This is a genomic window from Phyllobacterium sp. LjRoot231, assembly GCF_964253365.1.
Lineage (GTDB): Bacteria > Pseudomonadota > Alphaproteobacteria > Rhizobiales > Rhizobiaceae > Phyllobacterium.
The window spans coordinates 4,150,115-4,175,507 of the sequence record NZ_CAXUQT020000001.1 but is presented as its reverse complement, the minus strand read 5'-3'; the positions used below and the strand labels follow the sequence as shown (position 1 = coordinate 4,175,507).

Here is a 25,393-nt window from a genome sequence, read left to right as displayed (position 1 = left end):
GAGGAACCCACTACGTGTTTGTCTCATTTTTCCCCAGGCCAAAGCTCTTCTTCATTTCAGCGGTGCTCTGGTCATTAGCCGCTGTTTTCTTCTGGTATTTTGTGGGTCAGCGGCTTGGCAGCAATTTTGGTCTGCCACCCGCTGCCCCTGATGCCCCGGCAATCATTGGCGTTGCCCTCTTTGTGTCGAAGCCATTTCTCTGGTTTTACATCTACTACACCGTCGCAACGTTGATGTTCTATGCCTTCTGGGCATTCTACAGTCCGCATCCATGGCAAAACTGGTCCATCCTGGGCTCGGCGTTGATTATTTTTGCCACCTATTTTTCCGTTCAGGTCAGCGTCGCATTCAATGCGTGGTACGGGCCGTATTATGATCTCATTCAGGCGGCACTCGCCAAGACCTCGCCGGTCAGCGCCGAACAGCTATACCTTGGCCTTGTCGATATTTCGGGCATTGCCTTTGTGGCCGTCACGATTGGCTCGATAAACGCCTTTTTCATCAGCCACTACATCTTCCGTTGGCGCACGGCCATGAACAATTTCTACATGGAGCATTGGGAACAGCTTCGGCATATCGAGGGTGCCTCGCAGCGTGTTCAGGAAGATACGATGCGATTTTCGACGACCGTAGAAGATCTTGGCGTCAGTCTGGTCCGCTCGTTGATGACATTGATTGCATTCCTGCCGGTGCTGTTCGCGCTCTCCAAGGAAGTCACGGAACTGCCAATCGTTGGCGAGATACCCTATGCACTGGTATGGGCCGCCGTGGGCTGGTCATTGTTTGGAACCATTTTTCTTGCTGTTGTCGGGTACAGATTGCCGGGGCTGGAATTCCGAAATCAGCGTGTCGAGGCCGCCTATCGTAAGGAATTGGTCTACGGGGAGGACGACAATGGCAGGGCACAGCCACCAACGATGGCCCAGCTGTTTTCAAATGTCCGGAAGAACTATTTCCGTTTGTACTTCAATTATCTCTATTTCAATGTTGCCCGCATCCTCTATCTCCAGGCCGACAATATTTTCTCGCTGCTTGTTCTGATCCCTTCGATCGCCGCAGGCAAACTTACCCTCGGGCTGATGACGCAGATATCCAATGTGTTCGACAAGGTGCGAGAGTCGTTCCAGTATCTCGTGAATTCCTGGTCAACGATCGTCGAATTGCTTTCGATCTACAAACGTCTGCGCGCCTTTGAATCGGTGATCTACGACGAACCCTTGCCGGCGATCGACGAGCGCTATCTGCAAACGCAATCTGAAGAAGCCTGATAGGCCACTTTAGCAGGCGGCGGTCAGATACCGCCGCTCGCTGCCGGTTTCACAAGTTCGGCGCCGACGACCGGCGTGGTCCCGCCGGTCTCCTTCAGATATTCGCTATAGGTCGTGCAGCGCACATCCGCTTTGACACAGACCTCGCTGGTGAAACGCTCCAGCGCGCGCCAGTAAGCATCGCCATTCATCAGCGTAAAGTGCAGGCCGATCTGGAACGGAATACGCTTGCCTTCATATTGCTGCTCGAATGCACCGTTGAAGGCGTCATAGGCGCGGTTTTCGAACTCGTCCAGATGATCGGGGCGCTCCACCGCACCCGAATGACGGACGAAGAGATTGTAGTCCATGGCGATGACCGGCTTGTTCTTCGGCCCTTCATCGATCGTCGGCAGTCCGAATTGATAAAGCCCGCCGGAATGCAGCGGCAGGGCAGGGCCGCGCGAAACGCCGCTGCCGTCGAAGACATAGCCCTTGTCCTTTAACGCTGAAAGCAGCGCCGGACTTTCCGAAAGGTACGGCGCGCGGAACCCGCGTATGTCCTTGTTGACAAAGCTCTTCCAACCTTCCGGCTCCGGGTCGCTGCCATATTTGCTCCAGGCATCGCTCAGCACCTGTTTATATGTGGTGAGTTCACGTTCCCAATCCGCCTTCGACCATGTCTTTCCGTCAAAATGGCCGCAGGCATGGCTGGCGATCTCATTGCCCTCGTTGCGGGCACGCCAGATGTTGTCGAGGCGCTTGGCGATATCTTCCTTGGAGGTGGCAAAGCCGATGTTGGAACGTCCGGCGGGTTCATTCGGCGCCTGATAGGATTTGCGGTCGTCGCGGTCGATCAGAAACACGCACGACAGAAAATAGGTGAATTTCGCATTGGAGCGCTGCGCCAGAGCGCGGCTGCGGTCCCAAAGCTCATTGCTGCCGGAATTATCGAACGAGATCAGCACGTATTGCGGCTTGGCGCCGATGGAACCGCGCAGTTCGATGCCGCTATTCGCCAATGCAGGCACGGACAACGAGAACGCGAGGGACGCGGCGAGTACTGTGCAGATCGAACGCATGATGATTGATACGCGGCTCCGGGGAGGGAGGTTCGTCGCTACAGGTGAATTGTGGCGATGATCGGACGCGGCGATCCACCGCAAGCGATGCGCCTTCTAACCCGTGCCGCATGGGTCTATCTTCGCGCCAGCCATTGCATTGGGGAGAGCGGTCATGCTGGTACTTGTCCTTGGGATCATCGTTTTTCTTGGAATTCATTCGGTACGCATCGTCGCGCCGGAGTGGCGTCTCGCCAAAATAGAGCAATGGGGCGAAGGCAGGTGGAAAGGTCTCTACTCGCTGATCTCGCTCGTCGGCTTCGTGCTCCTTGTCTGGGGTTACGGCATCGCCCGGGTAGACGCACCGATCATCTATGAACCGCCCGTCTGGATGAAGCACGTCACCGCGCTGCTGATGCTGTTCGCCTTCATTTTCCTGGGGCTCTTCATCGCCAAGCCTGGCCGTATGAAACCGGCGCTAAAACATCCGATGCTCATTGCCATCAAGACCTGGGCACTGGCGCACCTGCTCGCCAATGGCGATCTCGCCTCGCTCATCCTGTTCCTCTCGTTCCTGGCATGGGCGGTTCTCGACCGCATCGCCATCAAGCGACAGGAGCGGGCAGGGCTGGCTGCGCCCTATATCGTCCCCGGACCGGTCTCCAACGACATCATCGGCATTGTCGTTGGGCTGGTGTTCTACGCGCTCTTCGTGTGGAAATTGCATGTGCTTTTGATCGGCGTTCAACCGATGTAGAGCTAATTTTCGTTTACCACTTACATCCTGCAGAGTTTCCGACTAAAAGCGCCTATTCCATGCGCAGGCGGCAATTGCGTCCGCGCGTCTATCAATTGATCCGGTGGCGTAAGGCGACCCAAGAGGCACCATGACTGACGACGGCTTTTTCCGTGAGGTAAATGAGGAACTGCGCTCCGACAAGGTGAAGGCAATCTGGAAGCGCTACGGCTCGCTGCTGATCGGCGCCGTGGTCGCCGTCGTTGTCGGCACCGGCGTCTTTGCCTTCTACGAATACTGGACGGAAAAGCAGGCCTCGCAATCCGGCGATCAGTTTCTCGCTGCGCTCAACCTTGTCCGCGACGGCAAGAACGACGAAGCGCTGAAGACCCTCGATCAGCTGGAGAAGGATGGCTACGGTGCGTATCCGGTCTTGGCGCGCATGCGTGCTGCCGGTGTCATCGCACAGAAAGGCGATCTCGCCGGTGCGGTTGCAGCCTTCGACAAGGTCTCCGCCGATACCTCTGTTCCGCAGGCCATTCGCGACCTTGCGCGCCTCCGCGCGGCATTCATCCTCGTCGATACCGGCTCCTATGATGATGTAGCGTCCCGCGTCGAAGAGCTGTCCTCCGACAGCAATCCCATGCGCCATTCCGCCCGCGAAGCGCTCGGCCTCGCCGCCTGGAAGGCCGGCCGTGGTGCAGACGCAACCAAGCTGTTCCAGCAGATTTCCGACGATCAGGCTGCACCGGCCAATGTCCGTCAGTTCGCCGAAACGATGCTCGACCTTTTGAAGAGCACGGGCGCCACACCTGCCGCTGCCGCCGGCTGAAGAGAATAGGAATTCTGAGCCGATGAGCTTTACCGTCGCAATAATCGGCCGTCCGAATGTCGGTAAGTCAACGCTGTTCAACCGGCTTGTCGGCCGCAAGATCGCACTCGTCGACGACCTTCCCGGCGTCACCCGCGATCGCCGCGTCCATGGCGCCAAGCTCTACGATCTGAAGTTCGATGTCATCGATACGGCGGGTCTCGAAGAGGTCGACAGCGAATCGCTCGAAGGCCGCATGCGCGCCCAGACCGAGCTCGCCATTGGCGAAGCCGATCTCATCCTCTTCCTTGTCGACGCCAAGGCAGGCATCACCCCGACGGACGTCACCTTCGCCGATCTGGCTCGCCGCTCTGGCAAGAAGGTCATCCTGGTTGCCAACAAGGCCGAAGCGCGCGGTGCCGAATCCGGCATGTACGATTCCTATGCGCTCGGTCTCGGCGAGCCGACGCCGATTTCAGCGGAACACGGCCAGGGCTTTCCGGACCTGCGCGATGCCATCGTCGAAATCATGGGCGAAGAACGTGTCTTCCCCGACGAGCATAAAAAGGATGAAACGGACGATTCCGTTGCCGTCACCATTCCCGCCGTTCCCCGTTCGCTTGATGAACTCATCGGAGACGACATAGACGATCCCGATGCCGAGGATGTCCCTGCCTATGATGCGTCGAAGCCGCTGCGCATTGCCATTGTCGGCCGCCCGAATGCGGGTAAGTCGACACTGGTCAATACGATGCTGGGCGAAGATCGCCTGCTGACCGGGCCGGAAGCCGGTATCACCCGCGATTCCATTTCCGTCGACTGGGAGTGGAACGGCCGCAAGATCAAGCTTTTCGACACAGCGGGTCTGCGCCGCAAGTCGCGCGTGCAGGGCAAACTGGAAAAGCTCTCCGTCGGCGATGCACTGCGCGCCATCCGCTTTGCCGAAGTCGTCATCATTGTGCTCGATGCGACGATCCCGTTCGAGAAGCAGGATCTGCAGATCGCCGATCTGATCATCCGCGAGGGCCGTGCGCCGGTCATCGCATTCAACAAGTGGGACCTCGTCGAGAACCGCCAGATGGTGCTGGCCGATCTGCGCGAAAAGACCGAGCGGCTTCTGCCGCAGATACGCGGCATCAGAGCCGTGCCGATTTCCGGCGAGCGAAATCAGGGCATCGACAAGCTGATGGCGGCAGTCGCCACGACGGACGAAATCTGGAACCGCCGCATTTCCACCGGCCGTCTCAACCGCTGGATGGAAGGTGTGACGGCGCATCATCCGCCTCCCGCCGTTGCCGGACGCCGGCTCAAGATCAAGTACATCACGCAGGTGAAGACACGCCCGCCGGGCTTCGTGATTTCCTGCTCACGTCCCGATGCGTTCCCGACATCCTATGTCCGCTACCTGTCCAACGGCTTGCGCGAGACCTTCGAGATGCCGGGCGTACCGATCCGGCTTGTGCTTCGTACCTCGGACAATCCCTTTGCCGGACGGGCAAAGAAGAAGCGGTAGGGGGACGGTTTTACTACCATTCTCCCCGCTCCGTTAACCCTCCATCAAGGTTAATGCTTCATTTTTACGACCAGAATTGTTCGGTTGTGAGTGGGGTATCGGCGTGCGTTTCTCTGGGTTGTTGCGGGCAGGTTCCCGGCTGAAGAATCGGACAGATCGAAATATCATTGGTCCATTGGTCATCGGAGCGGCGATCTATTTGCTCTCGCCGACAGTCACCGCCTACCAGGACATGGCGAGCATGCTGTCGGGCTCCGAATCCGGGCAGGGCCGCTGGACCTCCTATCTGGAAAAATCGCCGGCCGGTTCGATCCAGAAGGCCAATATGTCCTTCGTCGACGACAAGGCAATCACGTCCAGCGTTCCTGCGAGCGGCATCGATGCCCCCGGCATTGGCCCGATCGTCATCAACGGCTCGCAGAAAGCACCGGGCGCGACGCCCGATGAAGATCGTATCAACCGCGCTGAAAAGCAGGGACGTATTGTCTCGATCAGCAAGAAGGCGCCGCCAAAGGCCTTCAGCGCAGGTTCGATCCTGCAGCGCCAGAGCATGCTGATCCGCCCGACCCATGGGGTCGAGGTCGAGATGGCCTTCGCCAAGCCGAAGATCGCCGGCCAGGAATTTCAGATCGCACTCGCCTTCCATAATCGCGTTCCCGATAAGCCTGCGCAGGATATCCCGCCGATGCTGGCAAGCCTCGTCAACAACAATCAGCCAGACGTGCTTGCGCTTGGCTATGCACCTGCGGCGCCGGATTATTCCAAGACATCTCCGTTCGACACAATCTTGAACGAACCGAAACTCCCCGGCCGCTTTATTCCGCAGCTCGGCGCCGGTGACCATGACTGGCTTGCGACGCCCTTGCCTCCGGTCGTCTTCAGCAAGGAAGAACAGAAATGCCTTGCAACCGCCATTTATTTTGAGGCGAGAAGCGAGAGCGTCAAAGGTCAGGCCGCCGTCGCACAGGTCATTCTCAATCGCGTGCGCAATCCCGCCTATCCGAAAACCATCTGCAAGGTCGTCTACCAGAACGACGACTGGATCAACCGCTGCCAGTTCTCCTTTGCCTGCGAAGGACGCAAACTTAATGTAACCGAGCCCAGGCAATGGAAAGTGGCGCAGGAAGTCGCCATGGCCGTCACGTCCGGCCGCATCTTCCTTCCCGAGATTGGCTCAGCCACGCACTATCATGCAGTCTATGTGCGGGCGATGTGGGCGCACACGATGAAGCGCATCGATAGGATCGGCCAGCATATCTTCTACCGCACCTATGGTGGCGGCTGGATCTGAATTTCAGGCGCAGGGAATTCGAGGCGCTTGGAAACAGCGGGAAAGCTGCTATATTGTTTCTGGAGTGGGGAACGAGCTTTCGCCCGCCCCCCGTTCCTGATTATCTGAATTGAACCCGGACGGTCCATGACCAGCTCGTCCGGGTTTTTCTCATAATCAGGGCAATACTAAATGGTTTGTACCACATAGTTTACCTCCAGATTTGAGGACAGGGCCTTTGCCCAAAGGTCGAAGCGGCCATCCCTTCGATGCACCGGCTGGCTCGGTGCTTCCTGCTCTAACCCTCAAATTCCAAGATGCTGTTTGTTTTCATTTACGGTTGGAACGATGCGACTGGCAAGAAACGCGGGGTTGAGTGGACAAGATCAGCTAGTAAGTCTTCTATTGCAGTCGCTGGATTGGAGTTCTGGCCGCTTGGAAACAGCGGGAAAGCTGCTATATTGTTTCTGGAGTGGGGAACGAGCTTTCGCCCGTCCCCCGTTCCTGATTATCTGAATTGAACCCGGATCGACATTGTCCAGCCAGTCCGGGTTCTTTTCATTATCAGGGTGATGCTCAATGGCTTATACCACATCGCTCACCTCCAGAATTGAGGGCAGGGCCTTTGCCCAAAGGTCGAAGCGGCCATCCCTTCGATGCACCGGCTGGCTCGGTGCTTTCTGCTCTAACCCTCAAACTCCAAAATTCTGTCCGCTTTCATTTACGGTTGGAACACTGCGACCCGCAAGAAACGCAGGGTTGAGTGAATGCGATCGGTCAGTATGCATCATGGACGGTGGCTGGATTTGATTTTTCACGCGCTTGGAAACAGCGGGAAAGCTGCTATATTGTTTCTGGAGTGGGGAACGAGCTTTCGCCCGTCCCCCGTTCCTGATTATCTGAATTGGACCCGGAACATGACTTGCCAGCCTGTCCGGGTCCTTTTCATTATCAGGGTGACGCTCAATGGCTTATACCACATCGCTCACCTCCAGAATTGAGGGCAGGGCCTTTGCCCAAAGGTCGAAGCGGCCATCCCTTCGATGCACCGGCTGGCTCGGTGCTTCCTGCTTCAGCCCTCAAATCCAATAGTACTGTCCAATTTTCATTTACTGTTGGAACGGATGCGACTCGCAAGAAACGCAGGGTTGAGTCAAACGGCGTGGTGGCTTGGATTAAGGCATCTGCCCAATTGCCTGTTGCGTGAAAACTTCTCTTCACGGGGCGAAGCGCCCGGATTCGGATCGGGATTTTTACCTCTGGAGGTGAGACATATAGTCATATTTGGCTAACATATTGAATCTCACCACGAAAATTACCCTTGAGACTCGAAGGTCTGCGCCTTGACTAGCGCGGATCGTAACAATATGTTGCGCGCGACTTCGAAGCGGGGGTGAAGCCCCGCATTCAGTGTGTAAAGGACATGCCATTGGCAACGGGTAAGGATCCCGATAAGTCAGGTTCTGTCGGTAGCACGCCGGATGCCGGGAAGATGCTGACTTCGGAGGAACTGGAGAGCCGTCGCCGCTCGTTGGAAGCAAAGCTTGTTTCCAGAGGGGCAGCACGCAAGGCCGGTTCGGACGACAAGGGGACGGAAACCGCCTCCGGTGTCGCGCAGGCCATGAAGCTGTCGAGCGAGTTTATCGCCGGCGTTCTGGTCGGTGCGGGGTTGGGCTGGTTAGCTGACCGATTTTTGGGTACTTCACCTTGGGGGCTTATCATCCTGCTCCTCCTTGGTTTTTGTGCTGGAACGCTGAATATCCTGCGCTCTGCGGGACGTGTGGCGGAAAACCGTGGTGTGCAGTCCATCAAGGACGCCGAACGCGACAAACCGGAATAGATCTTGCGGATGATGTCCGCGGGAATGATGCAAGAGAGACGAGGTTAGAGTGTCCAACGATCCGATTCATCAATTCCATATCACCAAATGGATTCCCATTAATCTGGGTGGAATTGATCTATCCTTCACCAACTCGTCGGCCTTTATGGTTGCAACGATTGGCGTTGCCTCTGCTTTTCTCTATCTGACCTCTTCCAACCGCGGTCTCATTCCGACTCGCCTGCAGTCGGTTTCGGAAATGGCCTATGAATTCGTCGCGTCGACCTTGCGCGAATCGGCTGGCAGTGCCGGAATGAAGTTCTTCCCGTTCGTGTTCTCGCTGTTCATGTTCGTGCTCGTCGCCAACATGCTTGGCATGTTCCCCTACTTCTTTACTGTCACCAGCCAGATCATCGTCACCTTTGCACTTGCAGTCCTGGTTATCGGTACCGTGCTTGCTTATGGTTTTGCCAAGCATGGCTTCAAATTCCTCGGCGTGTTCGTGCCTTCCGGTGTGCCGGCGCTGCTGCTTTTACTAGTGGTGCCGATTGAAATCATCTCGTTCCTTTCCCGCCCGATCAGCCTTTCGGTTCGTCTCTTCGCCAACATGCTTGCCGGCCACATCACGCTGAAGGTGTTCGCAGGTTTCGTTGCCTCGCTGAGTGCTCTCGGTGCGCTCGGTGTCGGTGGCGCGGTCCTGCCGCTCGCGATGACGGTGGCGCTGACCGGTCTCGAATTCCTGGTGGCCTTCCTTCAGGCCTACGTCTTCACCGTGCTGACATGCATGTACCTGAACGACGCAGTCCATCCCGGCGGTCACTAAGAAAAACTTCACCGGCGGGTTTCCGCCAAACGCAATCTATCAATAACGATTCTATCCAAAGGAGTTTAATATGGATCCGGTAGCAGCAAAGTACATCGGCGCAGGTCTTGCCTGTTTTGGTATGGCTGGAACGGCCCTCGGCCTCGGCAATATCTTCGGCAGCTATCTCTCCGGTGCGTTGCGCAACCCTTCAGCAGCTGATGGCCAGTTCGGCCGCCTGGTATTCGGCTTTGCCGTTACCGAAGCTTTGGGCATCTTCTCGCTGCTCATCGCTCTTCTGCTTCTCTTCGCTGTTTAATCTGAACGGCGCCTGATACTGGCTGCGTTTTGCGTGGCCAGTATATTGATTTGAGAACCATGCCAGAGACCATTTGAGAATTCAGCCTGATGAGGCAGCTGGTGTGATTTTTCGAGAACCGGAGCGCAGTGGACTTTTGGGTCCATGAGCACCGGAAGCGCAGAAAATCGCATCGGATGACCGTCAGGGTGGATTGGCAAAGGTCTTTAAAGGGGACAACACATGTTTGTGTCATCGGCCTACGCCGCATCCACAACGGAAACACTCGCTCAGACCGACACCCACGGCGCAGCCGAAACCGCTGCCCCGGGCGCGGCGCCTGATGCCCATGCCACTGAGACGCATACCGAAACCGGTGTGCCGCATCAGCAAGGCGTTTTCCCGCCCTTTGATTCCAGCCATTTCGCATCGCAGATTCTCTGGCTGGCACTGACGTTTGCCGTTTTCTACCTGTTCCTGTCGCGGGTGATCCTGCCGCGTATCGGCGGCATTATCGAGACGCGGCGTGATCGTATCGCGACCGATCTCGACCAGGCCGCCCGTATGAAGCAGGAATCGGACGAAGCATTTGCTGCTTACGAGCAGGACCTTGCAGACGCCAAGAAAAAGGCCGGCAGCATTGCCCAGACAGCCCGCGATGAAGCCAAGGCGAAAGCCGACGCGGAACAGGCGGAGGTCTCGGCGGCTCTCGAGAAGAAACTGAGCGAAGCCGAAGCCAGCATTGCCGCCATCAAGGACAAGGCGATGAACGAAGTCGGAACGATTGCGGAAGATACCGCAACCGAGATCGTCAGGAAGATTCTCGGCGGAAGCATCGACAAGGCAAGCATTTCCGCCGCCGTCAAAGCCGTTCGGGGCTGAGGAGAATCACAATGGAATTCGACGCAACATTCTATGCCCTCGTTGGCCTCGTTATCTTCCTAGCACTGCTGGTCTATCTCAAGGTTCCGGCCGTCGTTGGCAAGTCGCTCGACGGTCGCGCGGATAAGATCCGCGACGAGCTTGAAGAAGCTCGTCGCCTGCGCGAAGAAGCACAATCCCTGCTCGCGGAGTTTCAGCGCAAGCGCAAGGAAGCCGAGAAGGAGGCAACCGAAATCGTTGCCATTGCCCAGCGTGAAGCGCATGGCATGCTCGAGGAAGCCAAGCAGAAAACCGAAGAATATGTTGCCCGCCGCAACCGGCTTGCAGAGCAGAAGATCGCCCAGGCCGAAGCTGAGGCTGTCAACGAAGTCCGTGCCTCTGCCGTCGATATCGCCGTTGCCGCGGCCAGCCGCATCCTTGCCGACAAGGTGGATGCCAAGACCTCGGCTGACTTCTTCAAGTCATCACTGACTGAAGTAAAATCCCGCCTTAACTGAGAACGGGAAAATCGAACTTCCACGAAGCCGCCAAAAGGCGGCTTTCTTTTGGAAAATTTCACGTCGATCTGAATCTCGCAGACGTTTTACGCAGAAATCTTTGAATCTCGCACAAGAGTTCGCGATTCCTACGCAAGAAAGTGCGATTCTGGTGCAAGAATTTCAACCGCTGAGTGAAATTTAGTGGTGCCGAGTTGAATACTAGAGCGGTTTGCAGCCATATTGGATCAGTTCTGTTTCTCGGATGGCGAGACAATCCACGCGGAAGGTGGCGAGGCCGATGCCTTTCCATCGTCCGATGCCGCCTGACAAAGTGGGTGGCCGCCAGCCGGAAACCCGAAGGGCCGGGTGAATTCGGGCCAAACCCATCGGGCTTCGGCTTCGTCCGATGGGTAAACATCGGCCTCGCCAAACCCCTCGACCTTGAACCAAATTCCCTCCGGCAGAACGATTCAATATGACTGTAAACCGCTCTAGGCTTGGCGCTGTTTGAGCGGTGAAAAACTGAAACGGTGCAGGCCCACCACCGGACCATGCGCCTCCATGGCATTGCGATGGAACTCCGTCCCATACCCGGCGTGCATTTCCAGACCATAAAGCGGAAAGTATTTGCCGGTCTGCGCCATCATCCGGTCGCGTGTCACCTTGGCGAGGATAGATGCGGCAGCGATCGATACGGAACGCTGATCGCCCTTGATAAGCGCCGTGGCAGGGCAGGGAAGCCCAGGCGCCACATCGCGGCCATCGATGAGCGCATGACCCGGAAGGATTGCCAAACCGCATACAGCCCGTCGCATCGCCTCAAGTGCAGCCTTCAGTATATCGGTTGCATCGATCACTGGCGCAGAAATGCTCGACACCGCGCAAGCGAGCGCTGTTTCCGTAATGATATCAAACAGTTCCTCACGGCGTTGCGCTGTCAGCCGCTTCGAATCGTCGAGACCGTCAGGGATTTTCTTTGGATTCAGAATGACAGCAGCAGCCACCACCGGCCCCGCCAGCGGGCCGCGCCCGGCTTCGTCAATACCGACGATAAACTCAATCCCGCTGCGCATAAGTTTCCGCTCGCTGACAAAATCCGGTTTGCCAGGTTCGATAGGAAGAAGCAGAGAATCAGAACGCGATCGAGCCATGTTGCGACGAGCCTCGCATTCGCTCTGATTCTCTGCAAGTCCCCTGGCGCAGATGGGGCGGACGCCAGGGTCACGTCAGGCTGAGGGGGGGCTGCCTGACGGAAGTAAGTTATTGATTTTACTGCCAATCCATCCAAAAACTTTCGCAATTGTCACGTCAAGGCGCTTACAACAGCGACAATTGTTCGCTTCCGGGGGTCGCCTCGAACAGATCAGTGCGCAGCCGCCGCTTGTTCACATTGATGCCGAGCCGTTTGGCCGCTATCTCGAACCGCCTGCCGATCTGCCAGGCATAGGGCCCTTCGCCGCGCATGCGTTTGCCCCATTCCGCATCGTAATCCTTGCCGCCGCGCATCGATCGCACCAGCGACAGGACGTGGCGATAGCGATCCGGATAGTTGCGCAGCAGCCATTCCTTGAAGATCGGACTGACCTCCAGTGGCAGGCGCAAAAGCACATAACCAGCCTCCAGCGCGCCCATCGCATGGGCGCTGTCGAGGATACGCTCGATCTCATGATCGTTCAGCCCGGGAATGATTGGCGCCACCATGACACTGACCGGAATACCGGCGTCCGACAGACTGCGAAGTGCTTGCAGACGCCGCGTTGGGGTCGAGGCACGTGGCTCCATGGTGCGCGCCAGCTTTCCATCGAGCGTCGTCACCGACAGGGCTACCTTGGCGAGACCTTTCTCGGCCATACGCGCCAGAATGTCCTGATCGCGCATCACCAATGCGGATTTTGTAACGATTCCAACGGGGTGCTGGTGCGCTTCCAGCACTTGAAGGATATCCCGCATGATGCGCCATTTCTTCTCGATCGGCTGATAGGGATCGGTGTTGGTGCCGATTGCTATTGTCTTTGCCGCGTACCCAGGCCTCGACAATTCCTTGTCCAGCATCTTCGCCGCGTCAGGCTTGGCAAAGAGCTTCGACTCGAAATCCAATCCGGCAGAGAGGCCCATATACGTATGTGTCGGGCGGGCAAAACAATAGATGCAGCCATGTTCGCAGCCACGATAGGGATTGATCGAACGGTCGAAGCCGATATCCGGCGAGTCATTGCGGGTGATGATCGTGCGCGGCTTTTCGATCTGAACTTCAGTCTTGAAAGGCGGCAGATCCTCGATGGTTTCCCAGCCATCATCGTAGACATGGCGGCTTTCGGCCTCGAACCTGCCTGTTGGATTGATACCGGCGCCACGGCCGCGACGGCGCTCATGATCGATCCGCAGACCGGCTTCCTCGATCAAAGCATTGGCATGTTGTGCCCGGCCTTGTCCGAAGGCCGCCTTGTCTGCTTGCACCACGATGTTCATTTGCATTCTCTCCTTGGCAAGGAGCGAAACGAGTCGCTCGCCACAGCCGCAACATGAATGTATTCCTAGCAAAGTTTGAGAACAAAGCAAGAACAATCTGCGCCAAAAGGAGTGATGGAAATTCCTATAATAATACTATATTGGCTCCTGATGATTTCCGTCCTGATTGAAACCCAAAATTCGGATGAGGCTTTGGCCAGAACGCTCGGCGGTCTGGTGGGAGGGGCTGTCGAAGGCATTTTGAGCGATGTGATCATCATTGATCACGGTTCTGTCGATCAGACCCATCGCGTTGCCGATGCGGCCGGCTGCATCTTTCTGCAGGATCAGACTTTGATCGACGGGTTCAGGCGCGCGCGTAGCGAATGGTTCCTGTTTCTCGAACCGGGCGCGAGACTATTGGATGGGTGGATCGAACCCGTTGCGGTTCATGCAGAACGCATGCAGGGGCCTGCTTGCTTCACCCGGTCGCACACGCACCGCAGGCCATTTCTCAGCCGCGTGTTCTCCCCAGGCAATCCCTTGGCCGATGGGCTGCTTATTTCGAAGCGCCAATCCATGGCATTGTTCAGTCCCGGCAAGAGGGCGGTTGATATAGCGCGCGGCCTTGCCATGAAACGGCTTCGGGCAGAGATCATTCCGGCCGATTTGAAATAAGGCTTAGCCCTTGCCGCTGCGCTTCAGATGCTCGTCCAGCCTCGGCATGATCTCAACGAAATTGCATGGCATGTGCCGATAATCCAGCTGATACTGCAGAATATTATCCCAGGCGTCCTTGCAGGCACCCGGCGAGCCCGGAATCACGAAGACGAAGGTCGCGTTGACGACGCCGCCAGTCGCCCGCGATTGAATTGTCGATGTACCGATCTTGTCATAGGAAATCCGGTGGAACACTTCGGAAAAGCCATCCATGCGCTTCTCGAAGATCGGTTCCAGGGCCTCAGGCGTTACGTCACGGCCGGTAAAGCCAGTGCCACCAGTGGTAATGATCACGTCGATTTGCGGGTCCTTTGACCAGGAAAGCACGCGATCTCGAATTTTCGTCCGATCATCGGTGACAATGGCGCGTTCCGCCAATGTATGGCCGGCGGCGAGGAGCCGCTCTGCCAGGGTGCTTCCTGACTTGTCGTCTTCGAGCGTGCGCGTATCGGAAACCGTTAGAACGGCGATCTTGACCGGTACAAAGGGGCGTGTCTCATCGATACGAGCCAAGATCAGCTTCCTTTCATGGCACTGTATGTTGCGACGACGAACCAGTCCGGATTGTTTTGCTTAAGAGCCGCTGCCGCAGTTTCGGCCTCGCGGTCGCTACCGTAAATTGCAAAACACGTGCCGCCAGAACCGGACATGCGCACCAGCCGGGGAGCCGTGCCACGCAACGCATTCATCGTGTCGCCAATTGATGGGATCAGCTTTTCAGCCGCTGAAAAAAGATGGTTGTCCGTCTGCGCGAGATAGACGCAGACATCATGCAGACTAAAAAGTTTCGGCAGGTTGGGAAGGGGCTGGTTGTCGCGTTTTGCCAGCGCCTCGAAGACCTGCGGGGTCGAGATTGAAACGCCATTATTGACGAGAACCATCGGCAAATGCGGGAAGGTGGCGATACGTTCGATGTCTTCGCCGATGCCCCGTGCAATCAACGGTTGGCCATGCAGGCACATCGGGACATCCGCGCCCAGGGTCAGGCCGATTGCAGCCAACTGTTGCGTTCCGATGCCCCACAGCGCCGTCAGTGCGCGCAATGCCGCCGCCGCGTCGCTCGACCCGCCACCTATGCCGGAAGCAATTGGAAGATTTTTTTCAAGGCGGATATCAACTGGAGCGGCTTGCTGGGGAAATTTTGCGCGCAGAGCGTCCCTTGCCTTGAGCACAAGATTGCCTTCGTCACTCGGCAAGTCGCTCCCGAACGGGCCGGATATCTCGAAGGAATCGACCAGCGCGTGTTTCACGCTCACCTTGTCGCCAAAATGCGCGAACACGACCAGACTGTCGAGAAGATGATAGCCATCATCCCTGCGCCCTGTCACGTGCAGCGCCAGATTGATCTTGGCGGGGGCAATCAGGCTGATCGTACGCTCAACACTATCCAGCATGGGAATCAGTCTTTGCGCAAACGGTATTCGCCGGTCTCGGGATCCTGTACCAATGTCCCCTGTGCACGGTTCTGCACTTCTTTTTCAGCCTCGCGAACCCGCTTCGAAACGCGCTGCGCTTCTTTCTTGAATGAACGATAGCCGTAATAGGCAGCACAGCCGACTAGGGCAAAAAAGATCAACTGTGGCATCGCGCATAAACCTCAAAAAGCGATATCATTCCTCACCGACAATAGCACGGAGCGCTCATCTTGCCAAAATCCAGATTGGTCAGATCATAGTCCAAATCGCGACCAAAGCGCGCGTTCTTCAGCGGCGTCGATCAGGCCGCTGGCCAGATTGGCTCCGAGTGCCTCAATTTTGGTCTCGGCTGACGGTAATTTGCGCCCGAACAGGCCGCGCGGCTGCGAGATGAGTTTCAACCTGGTTTTCGGACCGTATTGCGACAGAAGATAGGAGCGCATATCCCCGAGACTATCGACCAATCCGAGTTCGACGCCTCGCATTCCCGTCCAGAACAGGCCCGTGAACAGATCTGGATTGTCGCTCAGCTTTTCGCCGCGTCGCTCCTTGACCAGATTGATGAAAGTCTCGTGGATTTCCAGCTGCAGCGCCTTCAAATGCTCGATATCTTCCTTGTTCTCGGGACGGAACGGATCGAGCGTAGCCTTGTTCTTGCCCGCCGTATGGACCCGGCGCTCAACGCCGATTTTCTTGATGAGGTCGGTAAAGCCAAAGCTTGCCGAAACGACGCCTATGGAACCGACGATGGAGGATGGGTCAGCGATAATCTCATCGCCGGCGACAGCGATCATGTAGCCGCCTGAGGCGGCGACGTCCTCGACGAACATATAGACCTTCTTGTTCTTTTCAGTCGCCAAATCGCGAATGCGTCGATAAATCAGCCGTGATTGTACAGGCGAACCACCTGGAGAATTGATGGAAATGGCAACAGCCGGTGCATCCTTTTCTGCGAATGCCTTCTCCAGAACAGAGGCTGTCGATGCGAGCGACAGGTTTTGCCGGAATGGACCGCCACCGGTCATGATCATGCCGTGCAGGCGAACAACCGGAATCTCCTGATAATCAGGACGCCAGCGACGGGGCAGTAATTTCCGGATAAATCGGGCCAAGCGTGTCTCCTCTTGAGGGTATGCCGTCAGGACCATGTAGGCTACGTGCATGAAATCACAATGGTGCCAAAGTCTAAAAAAGCGACTTCAGCCCATTATTGATGGCAATTGCCCGCTCGGTAAATTCATTTCCGGTCTTATGATGCAAGACAACGGCAGGATATAACGACAGCCCCGCGCGGCTTCCCCTGATACCCTTGATGACAATACGAATGGCGGCGTCCTGCGGTCTTGGCTGCACGGGAACGATGATCAATCCGCCAAAGCGTCCCTCAAGGGCATCGAGCAAGTCGGTTATTGATGCCGGCCGGGCGATGATCCCGATCGAGCCGCCCGGCTTGACGATGGCTGCAGCAGTCCTGATCCACTGCTCCATCATGCCCTTTGTCATGACATGCGCTTCCGCCTTGACCGGATCGGGTGTGGAGCGGTCGGTAGGCTGGTTGAAGGGTGGGTTCATGATGGCGAAATCAAAGCAGTTATCACCAAGTCCTGCCGCAACACGCGCCTTGCCGGTCAGCGTCACGTCTGCCTGTATGACCTCGGCGCGAGCCGAAAATGCGCTGTTTTCCGCTAATGCAAGTGAATTCCGGGCAAATGCGGCCATGAAGTCCGATCGTTCAATCAAGGCCGCCGTTGAGCCCGTACAGCGAGACAGAACGGCCAGCCCCGCAGCCCCGGCACCGGCGCCAAGATCGGCGACCCGTCCGGCAAAATCATTCGGCACCACACTGGCGAGGATCATCGCATCGACACCGGAACGGTGCCCTTTCGCAGCGGGTTGCAACAGATAGAACCGGCCACGATGAAACGCATCCTTCGTGTGTGAGGCGTCGGCTGCAAGCTTAGAGCGAGATTCGATCATATTGAACCAGTTCTGTTTCTCGGATGGCGAGACAATCCACGCGGAAGGTGGCGAGGCCGATGCCTTTCCATCGTCCGATGCCGCCTGACAAAGTGGGTGTCCGCCAGCCGGAAACAGAACGATTCAATATGATCGAATCTCGCTCTAGGTCAGTCGCGAAGCTCCTGTTCGATGCCAGCGTCTACAAGCAGTTGCCGCACCTCTTTTTCGCGGTCGCCATCGACCATGATGCGGCGCCCAAGAATACCAAGTGAGCCCTCGAGAATGCTCATGTTCGAGTCCGCGATGAAATGATTGATTTTGGCTTCCTTCAACAGTGATTCGACAAAAGAGATTAGAACCGGGTCATTGGTACGCAATATTTCAATCATTTTGGCTACCGTTGCGGGATAGCGCAAAGCGCTGTGCCCTGATTGTATGAAGGTGTGTGAAGGCTTATCACGAATTTGTAACCCGGTCGCAAATTTTGCGCGCCAATTCGCCACTTGCGGGTTACAGGCTGTCAAAATAAGGTGTCGCCGCATCATGCCAGAACTGTAGGGAGTTTCGTTTTGGGCGTCGTTGTTAGTCTGGACGATAAGAAAAACAGTACAGGATCAGTGCAGCCGCTGATCGATTTGACTCATGCAGACATGACACGCGTCAACGAACTTATCCTGTCGAAGGCCGGGTCTGACGTCGAGATGATTCCGGAAGTTGCAAACCATCTGATCTCTTCCGGCGGCAAGCGTTTGCGCCCGATGATCACGCTCGCTGCAGCTCGCATGTTCGGCTACAAGGGCGATGGCCATGTCAAACTTGCGACCAGCGTCGAGTTCATGCATACGGCGACATTGCTGCATGATGATGTTGTTGACGAAAGCGATCTGCGCCGCGGAAAACGCACGGCGCGCATGATCTGGGGCAATCAGGCGAGCGTTCTCGTTGGGGATTTTCTGCTGGGCCAGGCTTTCAAGATGATGGTCGACGTTGGCTCGCTTGAAGCGCTCGACGTGCTTGCGACTTCAGCATCCGTCATCGCCGAAGGCGAGGTCATGCAGCTTGCGGCCGCAAAAAACCTCGAAACAACCGAAGACGAATATCTGGCCGTGATCAAGGCCAAGACGGCGGCGCTTTTTTCGGCGGCCGCCGAAGTCGGTCCGATCATCGCGTCCGCGTCGCGGACGAATCGCCATGCGCTACGCTCCTATGGGCTCAATCTCGGGCTCGCCTTCCAGCTTGTGGACGATGCCCTGGATTACGGCGGCAATGCCAAGGATCTGGGTAAAAATACCGGCGATGATTTCCGCGAAGGCAAGATTACCCTGCCGGTCGTGCTGACCTATCGGCGCGGAACACCGGAAGAACGGCTTTTCTGGAAAGAGGCGCTAGAAAACGGTGCAAATGATGACAAGGGCCTGGAAAAAGCCAAAGGATTGATGACGCGTTATGGTGCATTGAGTGATACAATACAGCGCGCCCGGCATTTTGGCGGCATCGCCCGGGATGCACTCGCTCCACTCGATCAGTCGCCGCAGAAGGATGCGCTTCTCGAAGTCATCGACTTCTGCATCAGCCGGGTCAATTGATGGGTTCTCAAGCCGCGTGAAGGCCCAAGTCCGGAACTTTCGATCAACCTTGAGCGAAAACCGTAAAAAGGCCATGGTTTCCTTGAGGACTCGGACAATCATCTCAATTTGGGAAAATAAAGAGGGTTTTTGTTATGCAGCGTAGTAAATTGCTTGGCTCGGTCATGGGCGCAACGCTCGCTGCGTTTACGGTGGTGGCGGCGTCCGCTCAGGCCGCGACCAACAACACACCGACATTGAATGCCGGCACTCTGTCCGGTGCATTCCTTTCCGCGCGCACGGCCGAACGAAGCAATGACTTCGACAGTGCCATCTCGTTTTACCGGCAAGCGCTGGCCTACGACCCCAAGAATACCGAACTGCGGCAGAGCCTGATGCTGGTGCTTTTGACCAATGGACAGTTCAAGCAAGCGCTGCCGATAGCGGAGGAACTCAAGGCTGTCCCGGAGATCGAACGGTTTTCACGGCTGGCGCTGGGGATCGACGCACTCAACAGGAAGCAATACCAGAAAGTCGACACGCTGATGATGCTGTCGCTTCAGTCGGATCTCGATCGCATGATCACAGGTCTCGTTGCCGCCTGGGCCAAAGCCGGCGCGGGCAAGCCGAATGAAGCGCTGTCGATGATCGACAAGCTGCAGGGGCCGGAAGGCTTTACGCTATTCAAGACCTATAATTCTGCACTGATCGCGGACATGGCAGGTCAGAAGGACAAGGCTGCGGCGTTCTACCAGAGCGCGATAGACGACAAGGCCAATGTTGCAGCAGCACCCGACACCTATGAACGTCTCGTCGAAGCCTATGCGTCATTCAAGATGCGCTCAGGCGACAAGGAAGGTGCTCAAGCCTTGGTCAAGGAAGCATCGGAGGTGCTCTCGGGCCGCTTGGTCCTCGCTGAATTCGGCAAGCAAATTGCAGAGGCGAAGACGATAAAGCCATTGATACAATCGCCGCAACAGGGTGCGGCTGAGGTGCTTTATACGGTGGCGACAGCCATCAACCGTAATGGCGGCGAAGCTTTCTCGAAGCTCTACCTGCAGATGTCCTTGCCGCTTAGGCCAGATCATGATGCAACGCTGTATCAACTCGGCGACATCAGCGCCAAGATGGAGCAGCCGGAAAAAGCTATCGACTATTTCGGCAAGATTTCGGCTGATTCCGCCTACAGCCGTGACGCCGAGATGCAGCTCGCGATCAATCTGGCGATCATGAAGCGCAATGACGAAGCCATTCAGCACCTCAATGGCCTGCTCAAGAGCGAACCCGACGATATGCGCACCTACCTCGCGATTGGCAGCATCTACTCGCAGGACAAGAATTATCAGAAGGCAGCGGAAACCTACGACCAGGCTGTCGCTGCCCTGAAGGAGCCGACCCGCAATGACTGGACGATTTTCTATCAGCGCGGCATCTCTTATGAGCGTTTGAAGGAATGGGACAAGGCCGAGCCAAATTTCCTCAAAGCGCTCGAGCTTTACCCGGATCAGCCTCAGGTGCTGAACTATCTTGGTTATTCCTGGATCGACATGAATACCAAGCTTGAGCAGGGTCTTGATCTGATCAAGAAAGCCGTAGCAGCCCGTCCCCAGGACGGCTACATCGTTGATTCCCTTGGGTGGGCCTACTACCGGCTTGGTCGTTACGATGACGCCGTGACGCAGCTCGAACAGGCCGTGAAACTGCGCGCAGAAGACGCGACGATCAACGACCATCTGGGCGATGCCTATTGGCGGGCGGGCCGCAAGCTGGAGGCAACATTCCAGTGGGCGCACGCGCGAGATTCCAAGCCCGAGCCGGAAGATCTGGTCAAGATCGAGGAAAAGCTGAAGAACGGCCTTCCGGATGACAAGGACCCGGGCGTTGCCAAGAATGGCCCCGATGCACAGAAGCCGCCTGTCCCGCCAGCGCCGGCACCGGCTCCCGACAAGAAGAGCTGATCGCTTGGTTCTACTTGACCGGCTGGAGTGCAGGTCTTAGAGCAGTTTGCAGCCATATTGAATCGTTCTGCCGGAGGGAATTCGTGGGCAAGGTCAAGGGATTTGGCGAGGCCGATGCCTTTCCATCGGACGATGCTGGAGCCCGATGGATTTGGCCCGAATTCACCCGGCCCACTGGTCGAACCGCATTTCTCTCGAAATGCGGATAATTCGACCAGCGGGTTTAACAGCTTGTTGGTTTGCCAAAGCAAACCAACGGCTGGGTTTCCGGCTGGCGGACAACCACTTTGTCAGGCGGCTTCGTCCGATGGATAAACATCGACCTCGCCACCTTCCGCGTGGATTGTCTCGCCATCCGCGAAACAGAACTGGTTCAATATGACTACAAACTGCTCTAGAGCATGGTCCCGAAAAGTTGCATGACTTTTCGGATCAGATCATGCTCCAAACAAAATATGCACTTCGTTCCTTGTCGTCAAAAAGGCCCCGTCCGGTGACCGCTCCACTTCCTGATCACATGCTGCCAACCCGCTCGTTCCAGGGCCTCATCCTGACGCTTCATAATTACTGGGCCCAGCACGGCTGCGTGATCCTGCAGCCCTATGACATGGAAGTCGGCGCCGGCACGTTCCACCCGGCAACCACATTGCGCTCGCTCGGGCCGAAGCCATGGAAGGCAGCCTACGTTCAGCCTTCGCGCCGCCCCAAAGACGGGCGCTACGGCGAAAATCCGAACCGGCTACAGCATTATTACCAGTACCAGGTGATCATGAAGCCGTCGCCGCCCAATCTGCAGGAGCTTTATCTCGGCTCTCTGCGGGCGATCGGTCTCGACCCGCTGCTGCACGATATCCGCTTTGTCGAGGACGACTGGGAGAGCCCGACGCTTGGTGCCTGGGGTCTTGGCTGGGAATGCTGGTGCGACGGTATGGAAGTTTCGCAGTTCACCTATTTCCAGCAGGTCTGCGGTATCGAATGCGCCCCGGTTTCCGGCGAATTGACCTACGGTCTGGAACGCCTCGCCATGTATGTGCAGGGCGTCGACAATGTCTATGACCTGAACTTCAATGGTCTCGAAGGCGATGAGAAGGTCACATACGGAGACGTATTTCTGCAGGCTGAGCAGGAGTATTCGCGGCACAATTTCGAGCACGCCAACACCGCCATTCTGCTGCGGCATTTCGAGGATGCTGAAGCCGAGTGCGAGGCGCTTTTGCGCGCTGGTGCACCAAAAGACGGCGATAACAACCCGCTGCACAAGATGGTACTGCCTGCCTACGACCAGTGCATCAAGGCCTCGCACGCCTTCAATCTTCTCGATGCGCGCGGCGTTATTTCCGTGACCGAGCGGCAGAGCTACATCCTTCGGGTCCGCAATCTTGCCCGGCAATGCGGTGAGGCTTTCCTGCTGACGGAAGCCGGTGGCGCGGGCATTTTGTGATGAAACGTTTTTCAAGCTTTAAGTTGGCATCTGCCCGCAAGTTGCGTTCGGAAATGACTGACGAAGAAAGAAAACTTTGGCAGCACTTGTGGCGTATTCCGTTGGAAGGCTCGCATTTCAGAAGACAGGTGCCAATTGGGCCTTATTGCGCGGATTTTCTTTCACACAGATTGAAACTCGTTATCGAAGTTGACGGATTTCAACACGGTTTGGAGCCCCAACGCCGTCATGATGTGAAGAGAACTGCGTGGCTGGCAAGAAACGGTTACCGTGTACTTCGGTTTTGGACGCACGAAATAAGGACTGAACTCGATAGTGTTCTGAATATGATTTATGCAGTTGTTCAGGAACAGGTGAAGCTTCACCCCGCCCCGGCCCTTCGGTCCGACCCTCCCCATCGAGGGGAGGGTGAAGACGGCAGTGGCATTTCCACCTCCCCCTTTGATGGGGGAGGTCGCAGCGAAGCTGCGGGTGGGGGTGAAAGTTCATTGCCCAAGAAATTTCATTCCTATGCAATCCATTCCCCTTTTGCGGGCAGGAGTTACCATGCCTGATCTTTTGCTCGAACTTCGCTCGGAAGAGATTCCCGCTCGCATGCAGCGCAAGGCCGCCGGCGACTTGAAGAAGCTCGTGACCGATGGCCTTGTCGAGGCCGGGCTTACCTACGAGGCCGCAGGCGACTATTGGACACCACGCCGCCTGACGCTGGACATACGTGGTCTTACAGCCCGTTCCAAGGACGTGCATGAGGATCGCAAGGGTCCAAGCGTCAACGCGCCCGAGCAGGCGATACTGGGCTTTCTGCGTTCAGCGGGTCTCTCCGATATTTCAGAAGCGCACGTCCACACCGATCCGAAGAAAGGCGACTTTTACGTCGCCCATTTGACCAAGCCCGGTCGCGGCGCCGAAGAGATCATCGCTGAACTCATGCCGAAGATCATCGCCGCGTTTCCTTGGCCGAAATCCATGCGCTGGGGAGCCGCTTCGTCGAAGCCGGGCAGCCTGCGCTGGGTGCGCCCGCTGCAATCGGTCGTCTGCACCTTTGGCCCCGAAACGGAAGAGCCCGTCGTTGTCGACTTCGAGATCGATGGCCTGCGTGCCGGCAATGTCACCTATGGCCATCGCTTCCTGAGCGACGGCAAGCCGATCACGGTTCGCCGCTTCAACGACTATGTGGCAAAACTCGAAAAGGCCAAGGTTGTTCTCGATGCAGATCGCCGCAAGGAAATGATTCTGTCGGATGCGCAGAATATCGCCTTCGCATCCGGTCTTGAGTTGGTCGAAGACGAAGCGCTTCTCGAAGAAGTGTCCGGCCTCGTCGAGTGGCCTGTGGTGCTGATGGGCGAATTCGAGGAAGAATTCCTCGCCATTCCGCCGGAGGTCATTCGCCTCACGATCAAGACCAATCAGAAATGCTTCGTCACGCGCAAAATAGGTTTGCACCCCACCCCGGCCCTTCGGTCCGACCCTCCCCATCGAGGGGAGGGTGAAGACGGCAATGGCGCCTCCACCTCCCCCTCCGATGGGGGAGGTCGCAGCGAAGCTGCGGGTGGGGGTGAGAATCCGCTGTCCAACAAGTTCATTCTCGTCTCCAACATCGAGGCGACTGACGGCGGGCGCGAGATCGCTCACGGTAATGGCAAGGTCGTCCGCGCACGCCTCTCGGATGCGCTCTACTTCTGGAACACCGACCAGCACGACCTGCCGGATATGCACACGCTGGCTCCAGCTGCGATCAAGTTCGACCTCGATCTGAAGAAGCCGCTGGACCAGCGCATGGCCCGGCTCGATGCGCTGAATGTCACCTTCCACGCCAAGCTCGGGACGCAGGGCGAGCGTGTGACGCGGATCAGGGCACTCGCACGCGAAATCGCGCCGCTCGTAGGTGCCGATCCTGCATTGGCCATACGTGCTTCGGTTCTGACCAAGGCCGATCTCACGACAGAAATCGTCGGGGAGTTTCCGGAACTGCAGGGCGGCATGGGCCGCAAATATGCGCTGTTGCAGAAAGAACATCCTTCGGTTGCCGCAGCCATTGAGGAACATTACAAGCCCCAGGGTCCGTCCGACTTTGTGCCGAGTGATCCGGTGTCCGTTACTGTCGCGCTTGCCGACAAGCTCGATACGCTGGTCGGCTTCTGGGCCATCGACGAAAAACCAACTGGCTCGAAAGATCCATTCGCGCTTCGCCGCGCGGCTCTTGGCGTCATTCGCTTGCTCCTGTCCAGCGATCGGAAAATAGAACTCCTTCCTCTGTTCCAGTCGGCCTTTGCACAATTGCGCGAAGACAAGATAGAGCAGCGGATCGAACAGTTTGAAGAGAAACAGGCTGCACAGCAGTCCGGCGACGTGGATGGTGAGGAAGATGTCATCAACGCCGTCTCTGGCTTCGAGAAGCGCATGCGCAGTCAGGTGGCCGAACGTGCGCAGCCGGTTCTCCTCGATCTGCTTGGCTTCTTCCACGAACGCCTGAAAGTGCATTTGCGCGAACTCGGTGCGCGCTACGATCTGATCGATGCCGTGCTGACGGAAGACGCCGACAATCTGTTGCTGATAGCGCGCCGCGTGGAAGCGCTGGTGGTTTTCCTTAATACGGAAGACGGCAAGAATCTTTTGGCAGGCACCAAGCGCGCCGCCAATATTTTGAGCGCCGAAGAGAAGAAGGGTACCGTCGTATCCGACACTGTCGACCCCGCTTTATTCAGCTTCGATGAGGAAAAACAACTACACGCCGCGGTGAATCAAGCTGAGAGCCAGGCGGCGCAAGCGATTCAAAACGAAGACTTTTCCGGCGCCATGATCGCTCTTAGCGCTTTGCGTGAACCAGTTGATTCATTTTTTGAGAAAGTGCTGGTTAACGACGAAAATCCGGACATTCGCGCAAACCGATTGGCGTTGCTTTCACGCATTCGCACGGCGACGAACACTGTCGCCGATTTCTCGAAAATCGCGGGATAACAAGAAGATAG

Annotated in this window: 25 protein-coding genes; 16 read left to right on the top strand and 9 right to left on the bottom strand. The window is 56.8% G+C overall.

Going from position 1 to position 25,393, the window contains the following annotated elements; all coding sequences use genetic code 11:
* The first annotated feature begins 14 nt into the window (after positions 1-14).
* Positions 15-1,268, top strand: a complete 1,254-nt coding sequence (sbmA, locus tag ACSQ3H_RS20835) for a peptide antibiotic transporter SbmA (protein ID WP_436118798.1) — start codon at positions 15-17, stop codon at positions 1,266-1,268.
* A gap of 23 nt (positions 1,269-1,291) precedes the next feature.
* On the opposite strand, the gene ACSQ3H_RS20830 is transcribed toward sbmA, so the two are convergent.
* The gene (locus ACSQ3H_RS20830; RefSeq protein ID WP_436118797.1) at positions 1,292-2,329 is read right to left on the bottom strand and encodes a polysaccharide deacetylase; all 1,038 of its coding nucleotides are present in this window, start codon (positions 2,327-2,329) and stop codon (positions 1,292-1,294) included.
* 154 nt (positions 2,330-2,483) lie between these two features.
* On the opposite strand from ACSQ3H_RS20830, the gene ACSQ3H_RS20825 reads away from it, so the two are divergent.
* From ACSQ3H_RS20825 to ACSQ3H_RS20785, 9 genes are all read left to right on the top strand, one after another.
* Complete coding sequence (locus ACSQ3H_RS20825; RefSeq protein WP_436118796.1) at positions 2,484-3,065, top strand: NnrU family protein; 582 nt, start codon at positions 2,484-2,486, stop codon at positions 3,063-3,065.
* Positions 3,066-3,195: 130 nt separating this feature from the next.
* Positions 3,196-3,876 (top strand): tetratricopeptide repeat protein, encoded by a 681-nt coding sequence (locus ACSQ3H_RS20820; RefSeq protein ID WP_436118795.1) that lies wholly within the window; start codon positions 3,196-3,198, stop codon positions 3,874-3,876.
* Positions 3,877-3,898: 22 nt separating this feature from the next.
* On the top strand, positions 3,899-5,368 hold the full coding sequence (gene der / locus ACSQ3H_RS20815) for a ribosome biogenesis GTPase Der (protein ID WP_436118794.1): 1,470 nt from the start codon (positions 3,899-3,901) through the stop codon (positions 5,366-5,368).
* Positions 5,369-5,486: 118 nt separating this feature from the next.
* The gene (locus ACSQ3H_RS20810) at positions 5,487-6,659 is read left to right on the top strand and encodes a cell wall hydrolase (protein ID WP_436119523.1); all 1,173 of its coding nucleotides are present in this window, start codon (positions 5,487-5,489) and stop codon (positions 6,657-6,659) included.
* A gap of 1,408 nt (positions 6,660-8,067) precedes the next feature.
* Positions 8,068-8,478 carry an AtpZ/AtpI family protein gene (locus tag ACSQ3H_RS20805; protein WP_436118793.1) on the top strand — a complete coding sequence of 137 codons (411 nt, stop codon included), beginning with the start codon at positions 8,068-8,070 and terminating at the stop codon, positions 8,476-8,478.
* A 49-nt stretch (positions 8,479-8,527) separates the two neighbouring features.
* On the top strand, positions 8,528-9,280 hold the full coding sequence (locus tag ACSQ3H_RS20800) for a F0F1 ATP synthase subunit A (RefSeq protein ID WP_436118792.1): 753 nt from the start codon (positions 8,528-8,530) through the stop codon (positions 9,278-9,280).
* A 70-nt stretch (positions 9,281-9,350) separates the two neighbouring features.
* Positions 9,351-9,578, top strand: coding sequence for a F0F1 ATP synthase subunit C (locus ACSQ3H_RS20795; RefSeq protein WP_008125314.1), 228 nt, complete (start codon positions 9,351-9,353; stop codon positions 9,576-9,578).
* Between the two features lie 222 nt (positions 9,579-9,800).
* The gene (locus ACSQ3H_RS20790) at positions 9,801-10,439 is read left to right on the top strand and encodes a F0F1 ATP synthase subunit B (protein ID WP_436118791.1); all 639 of its coding nucleotides are present in this window, start codon (positions 9,801-9,803) and stop codon (positions 10,437-10,439) included.
* 11 nt (positions 10,440-10,450) lie between these two features.
* Entirely contained in the window at positions 10,451-10,936 is a 486-nt protein-coding gene (locus ACSQ3H_RS20785; RefSeq protein ID WP_436118790.1) for a F0F1 ATP synthase subunit B, read from the top strand.
* Positions 10,937-11,409: 473 nt separating this feature from the next.
* Here ACSQ3H_RS20785 and ACSQ3H_RS20780 read toward each other — a convergent pair whose 3' ends face one another.
* Both ACSQ3H_RS20780 and ACSQ3H_RS20775 read right to left on the bottom strand, forming a co-directional pair.
* Positions 11,410-12,069, bottom strand: a complete 660-nt coding sequence (locus tag ACSQ3H_RS20780) for a ribonuclease HII (protein WP_436118789.1) — start codon at positions 12,067-12,069, stop codon at positions 11,410-11,412.
* Between the two features lie 166 nt (positions 12,070-12,235).
* The gene (locus ACSQ3H_RS20775) at positions 12,236-13,387 is read right to left on the bottom strand and encodes a PA0069 family radical SAM protein (RefSeq protein WP_436118788.1); all 1,152 of its coding nucleotides are present in this window, start codon (positions 13,385-13,387) and stop codon (positions 12,236-12,238) included.
* Between the two features lie 114 nt (positions 13,388-13,501).
* Here ACSQ3H_RS20775 and ACSQ3H_RS20770 point away from each other — a divergent pair, with 114 nt between their 5' ends.
* Positions 13,502-14,044, top strand: a complete 543-nt coding sequence (locus ACSQ3H_RS20770; protein ID WP_436118787.1) for a glycosyl transferase family 2 — start codon at positions 13,502-13,504, stop codon at positions 14,042-14,044.
* A gap of 3 nt (positions 14,045-14,047) precedes the next feature.
* Here the strand turns inward: ACSQ3H_RS20770 and moaB are convergent, their stop codons facing one another.
* The 6 genes from moaB to ACSQ3H_RS20740 form a co-directional block, all read right to left on the bottom strand.
* The gene (gene moaB, locus ACSQ3H_RS20765) at positions 14,048-14,599 is read right to left on the bottom strand and encodes a molybdenum cofactor biosynthesis protein B (RefSeq protein ID WP_436118786.1); all 552 of its coding nucleotides are present in this window, start codon (positions 14,597-14,599) and stop codon (positions 14,048-14,050) included.
* Positions 14,600-14,601: 2 nt separating this feature from the next.
* On the bottom strand, positions 14,602-15,480 hold the full coding sequence (locus ACSQ3H_RS20760; protein WP_436118785.1) for a 4-(cytidine 5'-diphospho)-2-C-methyl-D-erythritol kinase: 879 nt from the start codon (positions 15,478-15,480) through the stop codon (positions 14,602-14,604).
* Between the two features lie 5 nt (positions 15,481-15,485).
* Positions 15,486-15,671: a hypothetical protein gene (locus ACSQ3H_RS20755; RefSeq protein WP_436118784.1), complete on the bottom strand. Its 186-nt coding sequence runs from the start codon at positions 15,669-15,671 to the stop codon at positions 15,486-15,488.
* Positions 15,672-15,755: 84 nt separating this feature from the next.
* The gene (locus tag ACSQ3H_RS20750) at positions 15,756-16,649 is read right to left on the bottom strand and encodes a S49 family peptidase (protein WP_436119522.1); all 894 of its coding nucleotides are present in this window, start codon (positions 16,647-16,649) and stop codon (positions 15,756-15,758) included.
* Positions 16,650-16,686: 37 nt separating this feature from the next.
* A complete protein-coding gene (locus ACSQ3H_RS20745; RefSeq protein WP_436118783.1) occupies positions 16,687-17,478 on the bottom strand; it encodes a tRNA1(Val) (adenine(37)-N6)-methyltransferase in 792 nt (263 codons plus the stop codon).
* 149 nt (positions 17,479-17,627) lie between these two features.
* Positions 17,628-17,849, bottom strand: coding sequence for a DUF2007 domain-containing protein (locus ACSQ3H_RS20740; RefSeq protein ID WP_436118782.1), 222 nt, complete (start codon positions 17,847-17,849; stop codon positions 17,628-17,630).
* A gap of 180 nt (positions 17,850-18,029) precedes the next feature.
* Between ACSQ3H_RS20740 and ACSQ3H_RS20735 the strand changes: the two genes are divergently transcribed.
* The 5 genes from ACSQ3H_RS20735 (at position 18,030) to ACSQ3H_RS20715 (ending at position 25,382) form a co-directional block, all read left to right on the top strand.
* Positions 18,030-19,046, top strand: coding sequence for a polyprenyl synthetase family protein (locus ACSQ3H_RS20735; RefSeq protein WP_436118781.1), 1,017 nt, complete (start codon positions 18,030-18,032; stop codon positions 19,044-19,046).
* Between the two features lie 134 nt (positions 19,047-19,180).
* Positions 19,181-20,983, top strand: a complete 1,803-nt coding sequence (locus ACSQ3H_RS20730; protein WP_436118780.1) for a tetratricopeptide repeat protein — start codon at positions 19,181-19,183, stop codon at positions 20,981-20,983.
* A gap of 517 nt (positions 20,984-21,500) precedes the next feature.
* Entirely contained in the window at positions 21,501-22,424 is a 924-nt protein-coding gene (locus ACSQ3H_RS20725) for a glycine--tRNA ligase subunit alpha (RefSeq protein ID WP_436119521.1), read from the top strand.
* Positions 22,424-22,978 carry an endonuclease domain-containing protein gene (locus ACSQ3H_RS20720; protein ID WP_436118779.1) on the top strand — a complete coding sequence of 185 codons (555 nt, stop codon included), beginning with the start codon at positions 22,424-22,426 and terminating at the stop codon, positions 22,976-22,978. The genes ACSQ3H_RS20725 and ACSQ3H_RS20720 overlap by 1 nt, the downstream gene beginning before the upstream one ends.
* The gene (locus ACSQ3H_RS20715; protein WP_436118778.1) at positions 22,971-25,382 is read left to right on the top strand and encodes a glycine--tRNA ligase subunit beta; all 2,412 of its coding nucleotides are present in this window, start codon (positions 22,971-22,973) and stop codon (positions 25,380-25,382) included. The genes ACSQ3H_RS20720 and ACSQ3H_RS20715 overlap by 8 nt, the downstream gene beginning before the upstream one ends.
* Positions 25,383-25,393: the final 11 nt, after the last annotated feature.

What these genes read in the sequence shown, in the direction of transcription:
- ACSQ3H_RS20830 (WP_436118797.1), bottom strand. Translation starts at nt 2,329, where the DNA reads ATGCGTTCGATCTGCACAGTACTCGCCGCGTCCCTCGCGTTCTCGTTG.
- ACSQ3H_RS20825 (WP_436118796.1), top strand. Translation starts at nt 2,484, where the DNA reads ATGCTGGTACTTGTCCTTGGGATCATCGTTTTTCTTGGAATTCATTCG.
- ACSQ3H_RS20820 (WP_436118795.1), top strand. Translation starts at nt 3,196, where the DNA reads ATGACTGACGACGGCTTTTTCCGTGAGGTAAATGAGGAACTGCGCTCC.
- der (WP_436118794.1), top strand. Translation starts at nt 3,899, where the DNA reads ATGAGCTTTACCGTCGCAATAATCGGCCGTCCGAATGTCGGTAAGTCA.
- ACSQ3H_RS20795 (WP_008125314.1), top strand. Translation starts at nt 9,351, where the DNA reads ATGGATCCGGTAGCAGCAAAGTACATCGGCGCAGGTCTTGCCTGTTTT.
- ACSQ3H_RS20790 (WP_436118791.1), top strand. Translation starts at nt 9,801, where the DNA reads ATGTTTGTGTCATCGGCCTACGCCGCATCCACAACGGAAACACTCGCT.
- ACSQ3H_RS20785 (WP_436118790.1), top strand. Translation starts at nt 10,451, where the DNA reads ATGGAATTCGACGCAACATTCTATGCCCTCGTTGGCCTCGTTATCTTC.
- ACSQ3H_RS20780 (WP_436118789.1), bottom strand. Translation starts at nt 12,069, where the DNA reads ATGGCTCGATCGCGTTCTGATTCTCTGCTTCTTCCTATCGAACCTGGC.
- ACSQ3H_RS20775 (WP_436118788.1), bottom strand. Translation starts at nt 13,387, where the DNA reads ATGAACATCGTGGTGCAAGCAGACAAGGCGGCCTTCGGACAAGGCCGG.
- ACSQ3H_RS20770 (WP_436118787.1), top strand. Translation starts at nt 13,502, where the DNA reads ATGGAAATTCCTATAATAATACTATATTGGCTCCTGATGATTTCCGTC.
- ACSQ3H_RS20760 (WP_436118785.1), bottom strand. Translation starts at nt 15,480, where the DNA reads ATGCTGGATAGTGTTGAGCGTACGATCAGCCTGATTGCCCCCGCCAAG.
- ACSQ3H_RS20755 (WP_436118784.1), bottom strand. Translation starts at nt 15,671, where the DNA reads ATGCCACAGTTGATCTTTTTTGCCCTAGTCGGCTGTGCTGCCTATTAC.
- ACSQ3H_RS20750 (WP_436119522.1), bottom strand. Translation starts at nt 16,649, where the DNA reads ATGGTCCTGACGGCATACCCTCAAGAGGAGACACGCTTGGCCCGATTT.
- ACSQ3H_RS20745 (WP_436118783.1), bottom strand. Translation starts at nt 17,478, where the DNA reads ATGATCGAATCTCGCTCTAAGCTTGCAGCCGACGCCTCACACACGAAG.
- ACSQ3H_RS20740 (WP_436118782.1), bottom strand. Translation starts at nt 17,849, where the DNA reads ATGATTGAAATATTGCGTACCAATGACCCGGTTCTAATCTCTTTTGTC.
- ACSQ3H_RS20730 (WP_436118780.1), top strand. Translation starts at nt 19,181, where the DNA reads ATGCAGCGTAGTAAATTGCTTGGCTCGGTCATGGGCGCAACGCTCGCT.
- ACSQ3H_RS20725 (WP_436119521.1), top strand. Translation starts at nt 21,501, where the DNA reads ATGCTGCCAACCCGCTCGTTCCAGGGCCTCATCCTGACGCTTCATAAT.
- ACSQ3H_RS20720 (WP_436118779.1), top strand. Translation starts at nt 22,424, where the DNA reads ATGAAACGTTTTTCAAGCTTTAAGTTGGCATCTGCCCGCAAGTTGCGT.
- ACSQ3H_RS20715 (WP_436118778.1), top strand. Translation starts at nt 22,971, where the DNA reads ATGCCTGATCTTTTGCTCGAACTTCGCTCGGAAGAGATTCCCGCTCGC.